At 49.0% G+C, this 19,642-nt stretch carries 18 protein-coding genes; 8 read left to right on the top strand and 10 right to left on the bottom strand.

Annotated features, from left to right (window positions below; all coding sequences use genetic code 11):
* Positions 1–54: 54 nt before the first annotated feature.
* The 5 genes from ubiB to rraA form a co-directional block, all read right to left on the bottom strand.
* Entirely contained in the window at positions 55–1,704 is a 1,650-nt protein-coding gene (gene ubiB, locus SHEWANA3_RS19450; protein ID WP_011718484.1) for a ubiquinone biosynthesis regulatory protein kinase UbiB, read from the bottom strand.
* Positions 1,701–2,321, bottom strand: a complete 621-nt coding sequence (locus SHEWANA3_RS19445; RefSeq protein ID WP_011718483.1) for an SCP2 sterol-binding domain-containing protein — start codon at positions 2,319–2,321, stop codon at positions 1,701–1,703. Before SHEWANA3_RS19445 ends, ubiB begins: the two co-directional genes overlap by 4 nt.
* Positions 2,321–3,076: a bifunctional demethylmenaquinone methyltransferase/2-methoxy-6-polyprenyl-1,4-benzoquinol methylase UbiE gene (gene ubiE, locus SHEWANA3_RS19440; RefSeq protein ID WP_011624280.1), complete on the bottom strand. Its 756-nt coding sequence runs from the start codon at positions 3,074–3,076 to the stop codon at positions 2,321–2,323. The genes SHEWANA3_RS19445 and ubiE overlap by 1 nt, the downstream gene beginning before the upstream one ends.
* Positions 3,077–3,317: 241 nt before the next feature.
* Entirely contained in the window at positions 3,318–4,370 is a 1,053-nt protein-coding gene (locus SHEWANA3_RS19435; RefSeq protein WP_011718482.1) for a formimidoylglutamase, read from the bottom strand.
* A gap of 130 nt (positions 4,371–4,500) precedes the next feature.
* Positions 4,501–4,986, bottom strand: a complete 486-nt coding sequence (rraA, locus tag SHEWANA3_RS19430) for a ribonuclease E activity regulator RraA (RefSeq protein WP_011624278.1) — start codon at positions 4,984–4,986, stop codon at positions 4,501–4,503.
* A gap of 323 nt (positions 4,987–5,309) precedes the next feature.
* On the opposite strand from rraA, the gene SHEWANA3_RS19425 reads away from it, so the two are divergent.
* The 4 genes from SHEWANA3_RS19425 (at position 5,310) to SHEWANA3_RS19410 (ending at position 9,216) form a co-directional block, all read left to right on the top strand.
* Positions 5,310–5,558 carry a YgjV family protein gene (locus SHEWANA3_RS19425; RefSeq protein WP_011073879.1) on the top strand — a complete coding sequence of 83 codons (249 nt, stop codon included), beginning with the start codon at positions 5,310–5,312 and terminating at the stop codon, positions 5,556–5,558.
* A gap of 356 nt (positions 5,559–5,914) precedes the next feature.
* A complete protein-coding gene (locus tag SHEWANA3_RS19420) occupies positions 5,915–6,427 on the top strand; it encodes a phosphatase PAP2 family protein (protein WP_011718480.1) in 513 nt (170 codons plus the stop codon).
* A 73-nt stretch (positions 6,428–6,500) separates the two neighbouring features.
* A complete protein-coding gene (locus tag SHEWANA3_RS19415) occupies positions 6,501–7,541 on the top strand; it encodes an MJ1255/VC2487 family glycosyltransferase (protein WP_011718479.1) in 1,041 nt (346 codons plus the stop codon).
* A 139-nt stretch (positions 7,542–7,680) separates the two neighbouring features.
* Complete coding sequence (locus SHEWANA3_RS19410) at positions 7,681–9,216, top strand: hypothetical protein (RefSeq protein ID WP_011718478.1); 1,536 nt, start codon at positions 7,681–7,683, stop codon at positions 9,214–9,216.
* Between the two features lie 15 nt (positions 9,217–9,231).
* Here SHEWANA3_RS19410 and SHEWANA3_RS19405 read toward each other — a convergent pair whose 3' ends face one another.
* The 4 genes from SHEWANA3_RS19405 to SHEWANA3_RS19390 form a co-directional block, all read right to left on the bottom strand.
* Positions 9,232–9,843 carry a DedA family protein gene (locus SHEWANA3_RS19405; protein ID WP_011718477.1) on the bottom strand — a complete coding sequence of 204 codons (612 nt, stop codon included), beginning with the start codon at positions 9,841–9,843 and terminating at the stop codon, positions 9,232–9,234.
* A gap of 168 nt (positions 9,844–10,011) precedes the next feature.
* A complete protein-coding gene (locus SHEWANA3_RS19400; protein ID WP_011718476.1) occupies positions 10,012–10,932 on the bottom strand; it encodes a manganese-dependent inorganic pyrophosphatase in 921 nt (306 codons plus the stop codon).
* A 143-nt stretch (positions 10,933–11,075) separates the two neighbouring features.
* Positions 11,076–11,537, bottom strand: a complete 462-nt coding sequence (locus SHEWANA3_RS19395) for a YhcH/YjgK/YiaL family protein (protein WP_011718475.1) — start codon at positions 11,535–11,537, stop codon at positions 11,076–11,078.
* Positions 11,538–11,664: 127 nt separating this feature from the next.
* The gene (locus tag SHEWANA3_RS19390; RefSeq protein ID WP_041412823.1) at positions 11,665–14,058 is read right to left on the bottom strand and encodes a TonB-dependent receptor; all 2,394 of its coding nucleotides are present in this window, start codon (positions 14,056–14,058) and stop codon (positions 11,665–11,667) included.
* A gap of 306 nt (positions 14,059–14,364) precedes the next feature.
* Between SHEWANA3_RS19390 and SHEWANA3_RS19385 the strand changes: the two genes are divergently transcribed.
* From SHEWANA3_RS19385 to SHEWANA3_RS19370, 4 genes are all read left to right on the top strand, one after another.
* Entirely contained in the window at positions 14,365–15,420 is a 1,056-nt protein-coding gene (locus SHEWANA3_RS19385) for a hypothetical protein (RefSeq protein ID WP_011718473.1), read from the top strand.
* A 143-nt stretch (positions 15,421–15,563) separates the two neighbouring features.
* Positions 15,564–16,139, top strand: coding sequence for an LON peptidase substrate-binding domain-containing protein (locus SHEWANA3_RS19380; protein ID WP_011718472.1), 576 nt, complete (start codon positions 15,564–15,566; stop codon positions 16,137–16,139).
* Positions 16,140–16,191: 52 nt separating this feature from the next.
* On the top strand, positions 16,192–17,109 hold the full coding sequence (locus tag SHEWANA3_RS19375; protein WP_011718471.1) for a pseudouridine synthase: 918 nt from the start codon (positions 16,192–16,194) through the stop codon (positions 17,107–17,109).
* 147 nt (positions 17,110–17,256) lie between these two features.
* Positions 17,257–17,622, top strand: coding sequence for a hypothetical protein (locus SHEWANA3_RS19370; RefSeq protein WP_011718470.1), 366 nt, complete (start codon positions 17,257–17,259; stop codon positions 17,620–17,622).
* Position 17,623: 1 nt separating this feature from the next.
* Here the strand turns inward: SHEWANA3_RS19370 and SHEWANA3_RS19365 are convergent, their stop codons facing one another.
* Positions 17,624–19,525, bottom strand: coding sequence for an alkaline phosphatase D family protein (locus SHEWANA3_RS19365; protein ID WP_011718469.1), 1,902 nt, complete (start codon positions 19,523–19,525; stop codon positions 17,624–17,626).
* Between the last annotated feature and the right edge of the window lie 117 nt (positions 19,526–19,642).

Raw genomic sequence — 19,642 nt, 5'->3', positions numbered from 1 at the left:
TATCCTCTTAATTGATATCGGTTCTATTATGAACCTCTGATTAATTAGTGCTAGCTAAAATTTACGATTCTTTGGCCTAGATCGCCATCCGATAATCCACAACACCGCGCCTGAAATTAGACACACGTAAGGGCTCCACAGTGTAGCGTCTTGGTTGAACAATAACGTGCCGCAGATCAATAAAATTGCAGAAGTGATGAGCAAGTAATTACTCTTGTGTGCTTGCTGCTGATATTTCAGATACTTATCTAGCATTTGTTGCTGAGAACTCAGCAATTTCCTGCCTAATTTAAGGTTATCGTAAATTAGCTCAGGGAATTCCGGAAGCTTATCAGACCAATATGGCAGTTTTGTGGATACCTTTTTAAACATTGCCTTAGGGCCCACTTGCTCGGCCATCCACTGTTCTAAAAAGGGCTTCGCCGTTTGCCAGAGATCCAGCTGCGGATAGAGCTGACGTCCTAAGCCTTCGATATAGAGTAATGTCTTCTCCAGCAGCACGAGCTGAGGTTGCACGACGATATCGAAGTGGCGTGCGGTGCGGAACAGTTCTAATAACACATGGCCGAAGGATATTTCATCTAAGGGCTTGTTAAACATAGGTTCACAAACCACCTTGATGGCTTGTTCGAAGGCTTGCAGATCGGTTTTTTCCGATACCCAACCCGACTCGATATACAGCTGTGCGATACGGTGGTAATCACGGTTGAAAAACGCGAGGAAGTTTTCCGCTAAATAGCGCTTATCGACTTCGCTGAGTGTGCCCATAATGCCGCAATCTAGGCCGATATAATAAGGATTCTCAGGATGCTCGCGGGAGATAAAAATATTCCCTGGATGCATATCGGCATGGAAAAAGTTATCGCGGAACACTTGGGTGAAAAACAGCTCTACGCCACGCTCGGCCAAGAGTTTAAAGTTAGTGCCCTGTGCCTTCAGTGCGGCGATATCCGATACCGGAATACCGTAAATGCGCTCCATCACCATTAAACGTGGATAGCAAAACTCTTCGTAGACATACGGAATATAGAGCGCGTCTGAGTCGAGGAAGTTATTGCGCAGCTTAATGGCATTGAGTGCCTCAAGCTTAAGATTGAGCTCACCTAGAATGGTCACGCGGTAATCTTCAATCACCTCAGAGGGGCGCAGACGATTCCCTTCACCGAGGAGATAATCGATGACCTTAGCCGTTTGCGACATCAACAATAAGTCGGCTTGGATTTTAGTTTCTACATTCGGACGCAGCACTTTTAAGACCACGGCCTTGCCGTTGGATTTGAGCGTGGCGGTATGCACTTGCGAAATCGAGGCTGAGGCTAAGGGTGTTTCGTCAAAGTCGTCGAAGTAGCTCTCGATGGGGGCTTTAAGTTCGGCTTCAATCGCCTGGCGCGCCAAGGCGCCATCGAAGGGCGGGACTTTATCCTGCAACATGGCAAGTTCATTGGCCCATTCGTCGCTGAGTAAGTCACGGCGGGTTGACAGCATTTGCCCGAGCTTAATATACACAGGACCAAGCTCTTGCATCGCCAGCTTTAAACGCTCGCCACCGGATTTACCTTTGTGCTTGTTGCGGATCCAAAACAGGCTGTTGCGGGCGAGTTTAAAGTACCAAGGGGTCATCTTTGGCGGTAATACGTCATCTAACCCATATTGCAGTAGGGTTTTAATGACATGATAACCGCGGCGGATACTGGCAAGGGTCATGGCTTAATTTGGTCTCTTAATTTGGCAATCCGTTGTTCGAGCGCATGAGTGTCGTCAACTAAGTCATCCATTTGATCGCGAAAATGAATGAGTTCAATCCGGTGTGGCGCAAGGCGATATTCTTCGATAGCGAGTTGCCCCAAATGCGAGCGGGTCTTACGCAGCACTTCAAGTGCTAAGGTTTTAGCCTGTAGTCCCGTGCTCAGCAGTTTATGGGTTGGCCCATCGCCTAAGTAACGCGACAGTGGCTCGGCAAAATCAAACTCTATGCTACGCAGATAATGGCTGAAGCTTTGTAACAGATTGAGGTCACCTTCGAGGCTGAGCTTATCCTGCTTGATGAGTTCGGTGAGGTTAGCACCTTCTGTCACGCGGTAGAGCGTCGTAGCATCGGCATGCAGACTGACATCCACATCGCCTTCATAGCGACTCAGCACTTGGATTTCTTTGGCGAAGACTAAGTAAATTGGCCAACTGAGTTGTGATAATTGAATGCGAAAGACTTTGCCATGTAACTGACGCTGGCGAGCATAGGCGTCGCCGGCTTGGGTCTGAAGTTGCTTCAGACCCGTCTCAATGGCGGCGCAGGCAAGTAACACCACTTCTTGCGGCATCATTAGAATTTATAACCGCGGTGCAGGGCAACAATGCCGTCGGTCATGTTGGTGTAATCTACCTGTTCAAAGCCCGCATCAACCATCATTTGCTTGAGGGTTTCTTGGTCTGGGTGCATGCGAATCGACTCGGCTAAATACTCATAGCTGTCGGCGTCTTTAGTAATGATTTCACCCATTTTCGGCAGCACTTTAAAGCTGTATAAGTCATAGACTTTGCGCATCAGCTCGTGCTGTGGCTTAGAAAACTCTAACACTAACAACTTGCCGCCTGGCTTAAGCACGCGGTTCATTGAACGCAGCGCCGCGTCTTTATCGGTCACGTTACGCAGACCAAAGGCGATAGTGATGATATCGAAGTGGTTATCGGGGAAAGGCAGCGCTTCGGCGTTGGCTTGCACATAGCTCACATTGCCAACGATGCCGCGGTCACGCAGTTTAGTGCGGCCCACTTTCAGCATAGAATCGTTGATATCCGCTAATACCACTTCACCTTTTTCGCCCACTAAATGGGAGAACTTAGCGGTTAAATCGCCAGTACCACCTGCAAGGTCGAGTACTTTCATGCCAGGGCGCGCACCAGAAACTTCAATGGTGTAACGCTTCCAAAAACGGTGAATACCGAAGGACATAACGTCATTCATGATATCGTACTTGGCGGCAACCGAATGAAACACGCCGGCAACGAGATCGGCCTTTTTGTCCGCCTCTACGGTTTTATAACCAAAGTGGGTATTTTTAGATTCGCCCTCAGACATCAATGTATTCCTATTGTTTTGCAAAGTATTAGTGGCGAGTGTAAGCCATCGCCTGCATTTGCTGAATCTTTGATCTATCACTCTGTGATCGAGTTAGTAAACTCTCCTCAAGGCGTTGGCTTGAGGCGTTTGGCATTGGCCAATGTTGAGTGCGCCGACCCGATAAAATGGATTGGCATTAGACCACAATATCAGGATTTGGTGAATAGCTTAGCGCCCACAAGGGCGCAAGCTTAACATGCTATTGGGCTAAAAAATGACGCCTTGCCTGCACATAGGCATAGATTAACTCGCTGATACTCTGGCCGACATCCCTAAATCCGGCTTCAGTACCCGCCTCATGGCAGCTCGGCGCGGCTTCGGCCAAGTGCAAATAAGCACAGGGACAATGGCTGGCGATGTAACTGATATAGTGCGCGGCATCGAGCAACGGAATGCCCGCCGCCGTTGAGGCGCTGCTGGGCATTTTTGCAATGGCATCGACATCGAGCTCTAAGCCAACGGGCAGGGCGGTGTGATTGAGTTTGCCAGCAATCTCCTGCAGCGCCTCTGTGAGGCTCACCTCACGGCGAATCCAGATCTGTTGAAGGCTATGCCAAGTGCCACCAAAGTCAGACAGCTGTTGTAAATTAGCCTCACTGTTTTTGAGCTCGTGTAAGCCGAGCACATGGTAATAACCCAGCGCGCCGCGATTGGCGGCATAACTAAAGCCGTTACCACTGTGGCGCCCTTCGAGTAGACGAAAATCACTGTGGGGATCTAAATTCACCGCGGCAACTTGGCGTTGATAATGGGCCGAAGTCGCCATTAACAGACCGTAGGCATTGTTGTGGCCGCCGCCAATCACTATGGGTTCAAGCCCTGCGGCTTGTATGGCGCTAACGATACTAATCACCCGTTCATCGAGTTGCTCAACCGCCTGGCGTAGATGGGGTAGGCTTGCGCCTTCGCCATCCTGCGCCTGTAATTGCAGATCCGCCGTATGAACTTGCCCTAAAATCAAGCATTCGGCGCCCGAAAGAAAACGATTCGACTGTAAATTCAACCATTGGCGCATGCTGGTGGTAAAGGCATCGGTGGCGCCGCCTCGACCTAGGTTAGCTCGTGGGCCGATATCTTCCCCAACGCCTAGAATGGCAAATTGAGCGCCGTGGGCTTTGGCGGTGGCGAGTATCGCCTCGAGCGGATGTTCGTGATTGGCCAAATGTACACATTGACCAATTTTGGTTTCACCCGCTCTTGGGCTCACTAAGCTGGCGACATCGGCTTGAGTAAATGGAATAAATTCAGACATGGATTCGTATTCTTATCGGTAGGGACTGAGATATTGTGGCGTACCCAAGGACGAATATTCAATGGGACTTAGCGAAAAACAGCCAATAAAAAAGCCAGCTTAGCTGGCTTTCTTGATAGGTAATTTGTCATTACTCAATGTCGAGTGGTTCTGGCGACAGGATAATGCCGGTGTTATCGGCATAGATATGATCGCCTGGGAGGAAGGTTACGCCGCCAAAGTTGACCGGAATTTCCACTTCGCCCACTGAATTGCCATCGGCACCCACTGGAATTGAGGCAAGGGCTTGAATGCCGATGTCTAACTCTTCCAGTGCATCCACATCGCGTACTGAACCGTAAACGATAATGCCTTCCCAGTTGTTGTTGACTGCGATTTCAGCGATAGAAGCATCGATCAGGGCGCGGCGTAATGAGCCACCACCGTCAACCAGTAAGACTTTACCTTGGCCATCTTCTTGTAAGACCTCGGTGATTAGGCCGTTGTCTTCAAAGCACTTAATTGTGCTGATAGAACCGCCAAAAGAGCTACAACCACCGTAGTTACTGAACATGGGCTCGACTACATCTACGACATCTAAGTACATGTCACATAGTTCTGAGGTGTTGTATTCCATATTTACACTCCTATTGATCCGCGTTGCGTACAGTTTAGCGAGTTTACGCCAGTATAAAAGGGATTACTGAAAAGAAAAGTGTTATCAATCACGGTATTGTTGCACTTGGGGGTTAACACTTCTGTTGTAAACTTTCGTCACTTAACAGGGGTTTGTCCTCAAAACTTGATATCGGTCATTAAATAACGGTTTTTTATTACAACTCTGTTGCGTGTTTTGGTATTATATCCCAAGTTTAAATTAACTTACTTAACTTAATTTGCTTTAGGGGCAAGGACCCCCCGTTACGCTTATGGACGGTAGAGGGCCTTCGAGAGGTGCCTATGGAAGCTGTAAACACAATTGAAATTATTGGTTATTTTGCCTCAGTGATGGTGGCAATTTCACTTATGATGAAGAACATCATCTGGTTAAGATGGTTAAACTTTGTCGGCTGTACCCTGTTTGTAATCTACGGCGTATTTATTTCAGCCTGGCCAGTTGCAGGTATGAACGCTTTCGTAGCCTGTATTAATATCTATCATCTGACGAAAATTTACCGCGCCAAAGCGTTGGAACAAGCCGTCGCTTGAAGGTTTTCTGACAGTGTTGCCCGAGCTTAGCATCAGGGCAGCACTGTATCTCCCCCGCACGTTTTCCTATTTTTGCAGTCATTACTTCATCCCTTGCGATTCATTTCCTCTGCGCGAATGTCATAAAACTTTAGGCCTGATGTCACTTTGCCGTCATCGGCAGTTCTTAGTCTCACCTTAACACTGAGTACTTAAGCAATATCTGTTTAAGTCGCCATAGGGTTTAGCGTGGGGTTCTATCGTGAAATAGTCGTCTGACAGGGCGTTAAAACATGCAGACGCTAACGGTTGTCGAGAGAATGCACTCATTAACATCGCCATGATACTCGCTGGCATGCCAGCAAGGAGCCTGTTTTATGTTGAGTTACATTACAGACTTAGATAAGCGCATGTTTTATCGCATTGTAGGTTTGAGCCAACGTCACGGTGTTTATGACTGGGCGAAGCGGATATCAGCAACTGGAGATGGGCATGTGTATTTGTACCTTGCCGTCGGGTTGATGCTGACACACTCCCAAGGACAGAGCCTGTTCAATCTGCTGTTGGCGAGTTTTTTGGTTGAATTACCACTGTACTTATTACTCAAAAATAGCATTCGCCGCACTCGGCCCTGTCACGCCTTGATTGGGTTTGAGAAGGGATTCGAACCTTCAGACAGATTCAGCCTACCTTCGGGGCACACGGCGGCCGCCTTTGTGATGGCCACGAGTGTGGCGCAGGTGTATCCCGTGGCTGCGCCTCTTGCTTACCTGTGGGCACTTTGTATTGGTGCCTCACGCATTGTACTTGGGGTGCATTACCCTTCAGATATTGTTGCCGGCGCTCTGTTAGGTACGGGTGCTGTGCTGCTGGTACATCCCGTGATTTAACCCAAGTCAGGCGCTTATTCGTTGGATATCTCCTTGATTCACCAATATTTCATTCACAGTTAAAGGATAAGCAATGCGAATACTCTACGGAGTTCAAGGCACAGGGAATGGCCACCTAAGCCGTGCTCGAGTGATGGCAAAAGCCTTAATTGAGCACAATATTCAAGTCGACTTTTTGTTTTCGGGGCGTAAGCCTGAACATTTTTTCGATATGGAGTGTTTTGGGGAGTATCGCGTACAGGCGGGAATGACCTTTGCAACCCACTCTGGGCGGGTGAATGTGCCGCAAACGGTAAGACAAAATTGCTCTTTGTCATTGCTTAAGGATATCCAAGCATTAGATTTGAGTTGCTATGACTTAGTGCTGAATGATTTTGAACCCGTATCCGCATGGGCGGCGAGGCGTCAAGGCGTCCCTTCCATTGGCATAAGTCATCAAGCGGCCTTGACGCATCCAGTGCCTAAGTTGGGAAGCACTTGGTTTAATGAGTTACTACTCAACTATTTTGCGCCAGTAGATGTGGCACTGGGGTGCCATTGGCATCATTTTGGTTTTCCGATCCTACCTCCCTTTGTTGAAGTCGATGCCAGTCCTATTGAACATACCCATCAAATTTTGGTGTATTTACCCTTCGAAGAGGCGGATGCGATCGCCGCATTTTTTAAGCCATTTACGGATTATCAGTTCTTGGTGTATCACGCTAAGCAGCCGACAACACCGCTTGCCGACCATATTCAATGGCATGGTTTTAATCGTGACGGATTTAAACAGCACTTAGCGAGCTGCGGTGGGGTGATTGGTAATGCCGGATTTGAGCTGGCGAGCGAGGCGCTGACCTTAGGGAAAAAGTTGTTGGTCAAGCCGCTGATTGGTCAATTTGAACAGTTGTCGAATGTGGCTGCGCTCCAATTATTGGGCGCAGGTGACAGTATGATGAGTCTGGATACGGGCGTGGTCAAACGTTGGCTCAAGGCGGCATCGCCAAATCCCATCACCTATCCACAGGTGGGCGATGCCTTAGTGAAATGGATTTGCAGCGGTCAGTGGCAACATACCGCGTCATTGTGCGATGACCTTTGGAGTCAAGTGAAGCTGCCCGACACTTGGCGCTAACTCGAGTAAGCATGATGATAAAAGGCGTCGTCGGCTCTAGCTGGAAATTTGGGGTTAGCGTATAATTTGGCCAATTTTGCTGTTAGTCCCAGCAGCGTGTCTATATTGGCCTAGTCTGGCCATAATTTAGTTGTCATAAATGAGCCTTAAGAAGTTTACGCAGTACAAGTTACTGTTTTTAATGTTGTTGTCCCTCGGTATTTTACTTCCTTTTATTCCTGACCAAGCCTATCACATCCCCGGCCCTGATATTGCTACGCAAAATCTGCATGTGATTGAATTTAATGATCAAGGTCAGCCACACAACGATGGGCAATGGCAAGGGCTCAAGGCGCGGATTTTACAACCCAATAATGGCACGGCTCCCGAACTGCTGATTTTTGTCCACGGCTGGCACCATAGTGCCAATCCGACGGACGAAAACTTTGTCGCGTTCGAGCAGTTTTATCAGCAGATGGCGGCATCCGACTCCCAGCGTAATCTATTGGGTTTATATATAGGCTGGCGAGGCGACAAGCTGGATCCCTTCTGGCTCGATGGCTCAGAAGATGCCACCAGTTGGATTGAACCGCTGGATTTTCCGACCATTTTACAGCGTAAAGCCGTGGCCAAACGCATTGGGCAAACCGGGCTATCGCAATTGCTGGATAAGCTGGATGGGTTAGTGGCTGAACATCAATTACTGCGTTATACCGTGATTGGTCACAGCCTTGGCGGCTTAGTGGTGCTGCACGCCAGTAAAGATAGAATCAAGGCGGCCATCGATAATGAGCAGGATAACCCGAATCTTTTCTTACTGTTAAACCCTGCCGCGCCAGCGCAGGATTTTAAGCCACTCGATACTCTGATGAGCCTAGATAGGCAAAAACCGAGTATGGTGGTGCTGCAATCTAAGGGCGATTTTGCGGTAAAAGAGGCCTTTAATTACATCAAGGACGGCGAGCGGGCGCTGGGTAACTCTTGGGCTATTACCCACGATATCGATAAATGTTCTGGCGGTAATTGTTCGACCCCGATGAAGATGCCTTCGGCATTAATGGCTCACGATCAAATCCCAGGCTGTATGATGACCTTGCCGCATTCGGGTTGGAAAATCCGTGCTCGCCTGCAAGCGCGGCGCAGCGTGCAAACCTGTCCAGACGCCAATATGCAGGCAGTATGGGTGCTGGCCGTGTCCGATGAAATTGTCTCTGGGCATAATGGGATCTTAACGCCAGACCACGCCAAGGCGCTGTCCGAGGTGATGGGGATGATTGATTTATATCGAAATCAATTGCCTAAACATGCGGTAGAAAGCCCAGCGAATGAAGATTTAGCCACGTTGGCGCCCGACTCTGAGGCAACAAATACCAGCGATACACAAACCAGTACCCCAGCAGAACCCGTGGTGTTAGTCGAGCCGCTACCTGAAGGTGAGCAACCCCAGCCACAAGAGGCTCAAGCACCGAGTGAGGTGAGTCCCCCAGTTACGCCGCCACAAGCTGATGAACAAACACAGCCGCAAGCGACAGATGGTAAACCGAGTGAAGTTGATGATAAGACCAAACAAGAGGTAACTGAGTCCAGGGACAAGCAATCAATAATCAATGATGAACCTCAACCTCAGAAAAATACTTCTAACGAGATTCCGTCGAATGAACCAACTCAGCCTCAACCTAAGGTAGAGACTGAGTAAAGGATCGTACTCGCCTTACTGATTTTTAACCTGAAATTTACGCCAACTAAAATGAAGTAAAAGGATTAAAAGCAGGCTAACGATTGCCCATGTCGGGTATTTATGTTGATGATAAAACGCGAGTATTGGGGCGATTTCATCGCGGATGAATACTGGACCTAAGCCAAAAAGCGTTACCCAAATGCTGGTGGCGAGTAGGTTGCCCATCACGAATTGCTTAAAGGGCATTTTGGCTAGGCCGCAGCCAATAAACATAAACTGCTTAAGCCCTTCGACAAAGCGGCTGAGCACTAAGGCTGCAATGCCATACTGGCCAATCACACTGTGGATCTTGTCCTCAAGCTGCGGCTTTATCCAACCTTTTTGCAGCAATACCTCACCGAAGCGGCGACCGATAAAGTAGCCTAAACTGTTGCCACTCAGGGCGGCGGCGCAGGCAACGATGAGGACTAATGGCAGCGACATTTGCCCCGTCGAGGCCAATAAACTGGCAACAATCAGTAAGGATTGGCCCGGTGCAGGAATCCCAAATCCCTCGACGGCAATGGCCACGAATAGCAGCAGATAACCGTATTGCTGCAACCAAGGTGTCATTTCGGTGATTAGGTGTTGTAGGGCTTCTGGCATGATGAAAACAGAGTGCGAGAATGAATCATCCCATATTACTCGGCGTAGCCAAATTTAGGATAGCTTTATGAGCAAAGTTTCATGCCGATTTTATGGTGGTGACTAAATCGAAAGCACAAAAAAGCCGAACTGAGTTCGGCTTTTTATGTATTACAACTAAATGGTTGCTTAAGCGAAAGCGGCCTGCAGTTGTGGCACAACTTGCTTCTTACGGCTTAATACGCCGTCTAACCATACTTTACCATCGATTGGGGTTTTGCCGTAGGCACGGTTAACCAGATCGGCATCGTCAGAAACCACTAACAGCTCTGATCCTTCTTTCATAATGTCAGTCAGCAGTAACAGTACGCTGTGACGGTTGCCTTCAATCTTCAGGGCTTTGATATCGGCTTCCAGCTCGGCTTTGATTGAATCAAATACTGACAGATCAATTACTTCTAACTGGCCGATACCCACTAAGTTACCGTTCATGTTGAAGTCTTTAAAGTCGCGCATCACGAGATCGCGTGCTGGCGTGCCTTCAACTGCCGATTTTACCTTGAACATTTCCATGCCAAGCGCTTTAAAGTCTTCAACGCCAGCGATTTCGGCTAAGGCCTCAACGCAACGAATGTCGGCTGTGGTGCAGGTAGGTGATTTGAAAATCACTGTGTCGCTCAGGATGGCGCACATCATGATGCCAGCGATATTTTTAGGGATGGCAACTTGGTGGAAGTCATACATCATCTTGATTACTGTGTTGCTGCAACCTACTGGGCGGATCCAGCACTCTAAAGGCGTATCAGTGGTCAGATCGCCTAATTTGTGGTGATCCACAATACCTACGATAGTCGCTTGAGCGATATCGTCCGGTGCTTGAGTCTGTTCAGAGTGGTCAACGATATAGACCTGCTCACCAGCATAGCTGGTTTTGTATTCTGGCGCTTCAAAGCCAAAACGCTCCAGAATGAAAGCGGTTTCGGGTGATAATTCACCTAAACGTGCGGCAACGGCTTCTTCACCGATTTGGTTTTTTAAATAAGCTAACGCGATAGCACCGCAGATTGAATCAGAATCGGGGATTTTGTGACCGACAACGTACATAGGCATTTCAGGGACTCTCCTTTAAATTTGTGGCAATTTTAACAATATTTCGCCCGATTCGGAAATAGCCAAAGCGCATATCACTGCGCCCTTAAGTCGCTATTCCACTAAAAACCGACCGCTGGCTGTGGTCATCATTCACACAGCTGTTAGATCTTCACTTTTATCACGACTTTACGCACCGCTGTCGGTGTATCACTCGTGCCGGGCATATGCATATCGCCGGGGAAAAAGAGTGCGAACATCCCCGCCTTTAGTTGTATGTAGGAGGCGTTGGCTTTATTCGACTCGTAATCGAACTCGGCGTAATCGTGCTTTTCGAAATAAGGTTTTGATGGGGTTTGGCCTGCCAATGGTAGATAGCCAAACTCTTCTTCGCCACTGACCACATACTGCACATCGATGTATTTTTGATGTACTTCAAAGGGTTCGGTCGATTGTGGCTTGGTGTGGTAATCGTTGACTATTACGAAAATATCCTCGCCATCGAGGGGATAATTGCCAACGGGCAATTGGCTAAAGTCAGTGCTGGCGAGATGCGCTAATGCCGTGGCAATGCGTGGGCTGAGTGATTGATAAATATGGCGATTAGCTAAGGTATCGACAATCATGGGGTACTCGATATGGCGTAAGTAAATGAGTGAATTGTAAAGATTATAATCAGTTCACCGCCGTTAGAACATAAGCGATAGACATAAAAAAACAGGCCATAAATGGCCTGTTTTCATTGTTTGCGGCTTAATAAGTATACTTGGCTTCGAGGAAGTAGTATCCCCCATTAAATCCAAACGGTGTATTGGTTAACGGATAGACGAAAATACCATTGAAGTTATTGTCATCAGGGCGTTTTTCAGGATACACATCAAACAGGTTTTGCACACCAGCGGTGAAGCTTAAGGCATCGGTTGCGGCGTAGCGCACGGATAAATCCATCACCCATTGGTCACTGTAATTCACGTCACCCGTCGAGTAACCCACAGTGTAATCGCCGAAGTAGCTGAGGCGAATATTAGTCTTAAAGTCACCTAATTCATGGGTCAGACCTAGGTTACCTGTATTGTGCGGCGTGGCCGAGGTCATGCGGGTTTGTTCGATATTATCGAAGAGTTTAGGGCCGAGTCCGTCCAAAATTTCAGGGAAATGAATATCTTGGATTTCAGTTTTGTTATAGGCGTATGCCAGGTTGGCGCGTAAATCGCCCCAGTTGCCGAGATCAAAATCTTGGCTCACCACTAAATCAACACCGCGAGTACGAGTATCGACGGCGTTAATAAAGAAGCGCGCCGATTCTGCATTGGTATTGGCTAGCGCCGCCGCAACAGCCGGTGAGTCGTTTGGCGTCACTGAGCTTGAGAGGATAATCCTGTCATCGATTGAAATCTGATAGGCATCCAAGGTTAGGGCTAGGCCCGTATCATTGGTGTACACCAAGCCTAAGCTGAAGGATTGCGACAGCTCTGGGTCGAGCTCGTTAATGCCTAGCGCCTCAGTCACTGGCGATAAGGTGTTGAAAGTGCCTGATTCTGTTGGCACTAACTGGCCCGTAGTCGGATCAGGATTGAACAGGGTCGAGATATTGCTGAAGTACAGTTGTTGTACGCTCGGCGCTCTAAAGCCTGTGTTCACTGTGCCGCGCAGGGCTAAATGGTCGGTGAAGTCGTAACGGCCTGCGAGCTTCCAGCTGGTGTTGCCACCAAAGTCAGAATAGTTTTCGTAACGCAGCGCCGCTGCCCAATAAAACTCTGTGGTTAATTGGTTTTCAAGCTCAACATAAACACCGGTATTGTCGCGAGTTTCATCGACTTCTGATTCAGGCGTAAAGCCAGTGAAGCCTTGGCTGCCCGCTGCACGGTTATCATAACCGCCATTGATATAAGAACCCGGTTCGCCCGCCTCAATCTGATAACCGTTTTGGCGCCAAGAGACACCCGTCGCCACTAAGATCTCTGAGTCATTGGCAAAGTTATAGTAGCGCGAGGCATCGATATTCAGGTTTGCTTCGCTGGTGGACAGTGTGCCCGCATCGAATTCCGTCGGGCTATCTGGGCCGAGTGATGCGTTTAGGGTGTTTACAATGTTGTATTCGAACAAGTTACCGCCATAGCCCGCTGAGGTATCGATATTCCATTCACCGAGGGTGAACTCATAGCCTAGGACTAATGATGAGTCGATGATCTTAGGATTGATCTGCGGTAAAAAGCCGTCGGGATACAGCTCGGTCAAGTTACGGGCATCGAGCGCGCGGCGATAAAAAGCACCGGATTTGGTTTCACGCTGGCTAATGCCACCAAAGGCATAGAGTTTACTGTCGTTTGAGAAAGGCTGCGCCGCGTTGATAAATAAGCCTAAGTTATCGTATTCGGCGTCGCCGACTTGGTGGCTCTTGCGGTTGAATGTTGCTTCGCGCGGATCATCTGAACCGTCTGGCAGCTTAGGATATTGTTGACGAGGGTCTAAGCCTGCGCGGTTGGTGCTGTCTTTATGGTGAGCTTCGACGCCAATATTCACAAAACCGTCGTTGTTTAAGCTGATCCCGTGGTTCACTCCTACGCGCCATTGTTCACCGTCACCCAAATAGGTCTGTCCCGCTTGAGCCGAGACGCTACCGCCTTGGTCGTTATCTTTTAAGACTACGTTGATAACACCGGCAATCGCATCTGAGCCGTATTGTGCCGAGGCGCCATCACGCAGGATTTCAATGCGTTTAATTGATGTCATCGGGATCGCGTTCAAATCGACGTTAGATGAGCCCTTGCCGACAGTGCCGCTTAAATGTACCAGCGCCGAACCATGGCGGCGTTTACCGTTTACCAGTACTAGTGTGTGGTCTGGCGACAGGCCGCGTAAGCTAGCAGGGCGCACCGCATCTGAGCCATCGGTGACCGATGAGAAGGGGAAACTGTAACTTGGCGCGGCAAATTGCAGCGCCTTAGCCGTTTCGGTCATACCGGTTGATTCGAGTTGCTCCGCGGTAATGATATCGACGGGGGCAACGCTGTCGGTTGCGGTGCGCAGGGCGATCCGCGAGCCGACGACTTCAATTTTCTCAAAGCTGCTGGCCTGTTCTTCTGCGTGTACGACAGGAAAAACCAAAGTTGAAGATACTGCTAATGCGATAACGGCTGGACGCATAAAACCTCTCAATGTGGAGTAACCTTTAGGCTGGAACGAAAACATTGAACCAACGAAAGTAACAATTCGATAGGGTGAAGGTTATCACTGTAACAATTGTTACATCTAGACAGAAAAGTACTAACTCAGAGCTTACTGTTCTAGATAATTCTTTAAAGCCAGTCGAATATGTCGCCACTTGGATGTGATGGGCTAAGTGAATAAAATCATCTAGATCCATTAGGTGTGTTGAAGGTTTATCGCGCTTGGCGACTGTGTTTTAATGGCGTTAAACCTCAGGTTTGAGGCTCTTTAAGGAGTTAAGTTTTGCCCGCATTACGCTTTCTCGCAGGTCCTACGGCCTTTAACATTATCAGGAAACAAGGTCTGCATTCCGATGCTTTTACACAACTATTGGCTGCATCCGGTGGACCCAAATGGTTAGGGATTGCGGGTCTTGATAAGTATCTCTTCACGGAATTCTTTAAGCAGCGCAAGACACCGCTTTATACCTTGGGGGCGTCGTCGGGGGCGTGGCGTTTAGCCTGTTTGGCGCAGCAGGATCCACTACAAGCCTACGGACGTTTAGAGGATTACTATATTGGCCAGCGGTATGAAACCATACCGACACCGCAGGAAGTGAGCGAGCAGGTGAAGGGCATAGTCCAAGGCATTCTCGGCGAGACGGGCGGGCGCGAGATAGTGAATCATCCCTTTATTCACAGTCACTTAATTGCATGCCGGGCTAAGCATATCAATCGTCTTAGCCATAAATTGCCCTTGGCAGCAGGGCTTGCGATGACGGCCGCGACCAACCTCATTAGCCGCAAAACCTTGGGTTGGCATTTCGAGCGAGTGGTCTTTAGCCAGCAAGTGGCATCATCGCCCTTTAAGCAACTTGCGGATTTACCCAGCCAGCAGGCGCAGCTCACCGAAACCAATATGAATTCAGTGATGTTAGCGACGGGATCGATTCCCCTAGTGCTTGCCCCCGTATCTCAGATTGAGGGGGTTGCCTCAGGGCAATACTATGATGGTGGCATCACCGACTACCACTTCGATTTGCCCTTATCCCATGCTACGGGGCTGACCTTGTATCCGCATTTTTATCCCCATATGAGCCCCGGATGGTTCGATAAATCCTTAACCTGGCGCCGTGCACGCTCTAATTACCATAACGCCTTGGTACTGGCGCCTTCGGCGGAATTTGTGGCTTCGCTCCCCTTTGGTAAGGTTCCCGACCGTGAAGACTTTAAGCAATTGGATACGGCGCAGCGGATGCAGTATTGGCGCCGCTCTGTTGCCTTGAGCGAGCGCTTAGCCGATGAATTTGCCGAGGTGTGTGCAAAAGGAAATATCACCGCACACTTAGCGCCACTGTAAGGCGAGAGTGGCAAGCAAGCCTAAATTCTTTTTTGCTGTCAGCGACTTTAGGAAGGAAATTATTTCTCCTGCTACACTCTAAACTAATAAGGGATGCGGCTAGTTTTTGAGCGTTTCCTTCTATGAGTGGGCAGGAGGTTGCTATGCAAACACGAGAAATGGCGTTAATTATGCGCGATGCCTTGTTGCTGCCACAGGGAAGGATTGAGGTTCGCGTGGTAGAGCCGGGTCAATTACGCATGGTCGCGGATGTGTTAAAAGGCAAATACGATTTGGCCTTTGCGGCGATGAAACCCAGTGGGACTCCGCCCTGTTATCCCACTGCCACTCAGTGTGACATCATCGATTTTAACCAGCTGGAAGATGACTCCCTCAGCATAGTGTTAGAGGGGCGTCAAAGAGTCAGTATTCTCTCGGCGGCACAGACGAAAGATAAGCTGTGGATGTCCCGCACTTTGCCCTGCCAAAATTGGCAGGAAGAGCCGATAGAAGGGGAGTTCGAGCTGATCAGTGCCGCCTTAGAGCAATTCTACGAGGTCAATCCTGACTTGCTGGAGCTCTATTCCCAAGTGCATTTAGAGGATGCGGCTTGGGTGAGCCAACGTTGGTTAGAAGTGTTGCCCATGTATAACCGCGATAAGCTAGTGCTGGTGAATCAACCCGACTGCCACAAAACCATGGATTTTGTCCTGCAACTCATCAAGTCCCATGTGGACTGAAAAACCACACAGAGGCTAAAATAGCGGCTCATTATCGCCGCTAGTTGTTTTTATGACTCAAACCGCCCGTGCCGCCCAACCTTCTTTTGTGGTTCTTCCCTTAGATGTGGTTGATAAACCAACCGTATTTTCTTTTTTGATCGAGCATTATGCCCATATTGGCGAAGCGGTTTGGCGCCAGCGGATCCTCGATGGCAAAGTGCATTGGCAAGACGGCAGCTTAATTGGATTAGATACAGCCTATCGGCCGACGGCGAGGGCTTATTACTACCGTGAAGTCCCCGTCGAAACACAAGTCCCCTTCGAGTCGCCGATTTTGTTTCAAGATGACAATCTTATCTTGGCCTACAAACCGCATTTTTTACCCGTTACCCCCAGCGGCGATTATGTGAATGAATGCCTAGTACACAGGTTACGCTTAAGCACTGGGATAGACACTATCGCTCCAGCCCATAGATTAGACCGGGAAACCGCAGGCGTGATCCTGATGACGACTCGCCCAGAGACGCGGCATATTTATCATCAGCTATTTATCGATGATGCGATCCGTAAAGATTATCAAGCGATAGCCAAACTCACCCCAGAGATTATGGCGCAATATGCCAGTGGCGAATTAACCTTGCCATTGCATTGGACGGTGAAAAATCGCATGCAACGCAGCGAGCCGAGTTTCACCATGAAGATAGTCGAAGGTGAGGCAAATACGCACTCTGAAATCAGCTTAGTGGCGATTCATGGGGAGTTGGGTTTATTCGAGTTAAGCCCTATTACGGGTAAGACGCACCAGCTGCGGGTCCATATGCAAAGCCTTGGTATGCCATTGTTAAATGACCGCTTTTATCCGACCTTATACCCTAAAGGACCGGATGATTTTAGCAAGCCGTTACAGCTCTTGGCGCAGCGATTACGTTTTATCGATCCTATCAGTGGTCGTTCGCACGATATTGAATGTGATGGATTAACGTTTTAGTCAGCGGAAAGCATTATTGCCACAGTGTAAAAAGTGGGGTACTGCAAGATGATTGTGTGAGTTCCTCCGCAATGGTAAGAATACAGACTCTGTTATGCTCATGAGCTGTAAGGAGTCTGACACTGATTGTTTGAGGAACTCAATAGAATGACCAAATCTGCAATCGTTTCAATTTTACTCTGTGCCGCGGTGCTGCTGGGAGCCATGTATTTTGGCGGCTGGACTAAGCATCCCTATGTGCAAGAGCTGACGACGGAAATCCGTAAAGCCAGCGCGGTGATCGAGCCGAAGAAACCGAGTGCTGAGGCGATGCAGGATACTGACAATCAAACCGATGTGTCGTTACAGCCCAAGGGCGTTTGGGACCAGATGCGTGATGATGCAACGCCGCAAAAGCGCCTCGAGTCCCAGCTATTTAAACAGAGCTTGCCAAATCAAGAAGCCACCGCTAAGCCTGTGGATTCAGGTGCGGGTGCAACTAGCGCAGAAGCGGCAAAACACAACCCTGTTTAAGCTATTCCTGCCTCGGTGGTTCGAACCGAGTCTCGGTCATATCCCCATGTAAAACAGCAATTTTTGTCGGTTCACCATTTTCAGCTAACGCCAAAATTCCGATCCCACTGCGGTTGACTAAACGCTTGCTGCGCTCGCCATTAGGGCGTCGACCGCGCAATGACATTCGCTTACGTTTAGTGAAGAGGTTTAACGGCGAGAAGTGGCCGTACAGCCAGCCATTGAGCTTATCGAAAAACGGCAGTAACTTCTCTGGGAACTGGTTTTTAATCCCGCTACAGGTAATTTGATAAATATTCGGGCTGCTACGGCGAAAGCGAATACTGATGTCATAGGCGAAGGAGTAGTGCACATCTCCCGAGAGGATCACAAATTGCTCCGGGGTCTTGCGGTGCATAAAGATGCTTAGCAGGGCATTGGCGGCGCCCGGATGTGCCATCCAGTTTTCGGCATCGACCAGCAGCGAGGCGCCCATTAGTGTCGCCATGCGTTGCACGGCTTCAATCACCTTGACCCCAAACATGGGTGCAGGGGAGACGATAATCACCTTAGATTGGCCGAGTAGCGCCTGTTGTAAATCCATCAAGGCCTCCCAATCCATTAAACCTGAAGGCTTTGCGAGATTAGATTCACTGCGCCAGCGGCGGGTGCGGGTATCTAACACGACCAGCTTAGGCGAAGTGTCTAAGGTGTAATGCCATTGCTCGAATTTGAGTAACAGATCGATTAATTCATCTTGAGTCTCTGGCGCTGGGCGGGCGAAAAATCCATCTAACAATGGCCGCACCTCGGCATCAAACTGGCTCGGTGCGTTGCCTAAACCTTGGAATAAGGTATAGGCAATCAAAGCATTACCAATGATGCGTTTTGAAAAGTCGTGGCCGTAGGCCGCCTGTTCCCACTTGGCGGTGAGGTTCCAATCATCGGTGATGTCATGGTCATCGAACATCATATACACGGGAATATGCGCCATCAGGCGCCTAACCTGTTTGAGCCCCGCCTTAAAGGCTAATAGATTTTGCCATTCGCGCTGCCAACGTAACTGATTCGCCGCCGAGAGTCCCTCAACCTCATTGGGTAAGTCGATAAGCTCCCATAATTCGGGTGACCAAGTCAGTAAATACAGGGCTATCATCTCATTGAGACTGACTAAATGGTTTTCGGCAATCGATGAGGTAAAAATCGGATGATTGATATACCAGCGCCAGAGCGCGGTTTTGGCGGGATATTCGGTGCGTGGCAGCAGATTCTTATGGCGTAAATATAAATGCTCGGGTTGGTAACTTATGGCCTCGCTTCCCGCAATATTGGCGCCGTGGAAGGCTTCATGGTGCAAACCTAGTTTTTCAATCACTTGACCTATGGCGCATAGCATGGGGCCTGCCACATCATCCACATAGACCTGATCGCCGCTGAGCATCAATAACGCTGGGCGCTCATTCGCGCCTTTATCGATAAGCTGCGCGAGTTTAGTATCGGCGGCGACTAAGGCATCATCACTGTGATGATGGGGATTGCGGCATGAGCCATGCCATACCTGTGTCAGTGTTTGGCTAAAGTAAAGATGGGGCGAGTTAGCATCGCCATAACCTAACGCTTCGACATGATTAAATAGGTCATCAATGCCCTTGGCTGACACGCGATATTGGATAACCGTTTGAGGCGCAAGCAGTTCAGGACGCGATAGGCGAAGTAAATACTGAAAGGCATGCTGACCGAGCGGCACACAGTGCACTTCTTCCTCTGTTAACGGGTAACTTTGCTCCCCTAAGGTAAGCTGTAATTCGCTTAACGGCTCGCGGCTTACAAACCAGAGGGTAAAGTGTGAGGCGTCGCAGTGGCGCAGCGTGGGGCCTGCAAGAATGAGGGGAAGTGCTTGAGTCAAATTCAGCCTTTTGGTCATTAATCGGGTTAAGTGATACAAACTCGATGAGGTTGAGCACAGGCAAATAAGAGTAAACAAGTGCGTTGAATATGAAAAGCTTTTAGAATTATGAGCCAAATGAATGGCTAAGGATCG

The sequence above is a fragment of the Shewanella sp. ANA-3 genome, from assembly GCF_000203935.1.
Classification (GTDB): Bacteria; Pseudomonadota; Gammaproteobacteria; order Enterobacterales; family Shewanellaceae; genus Shewanella.
The sequence above is the reverse complement of the archived record's forward strand: the minus strand, read 5'-3'. Positions and strand labels throughout refer to the sequence as shown.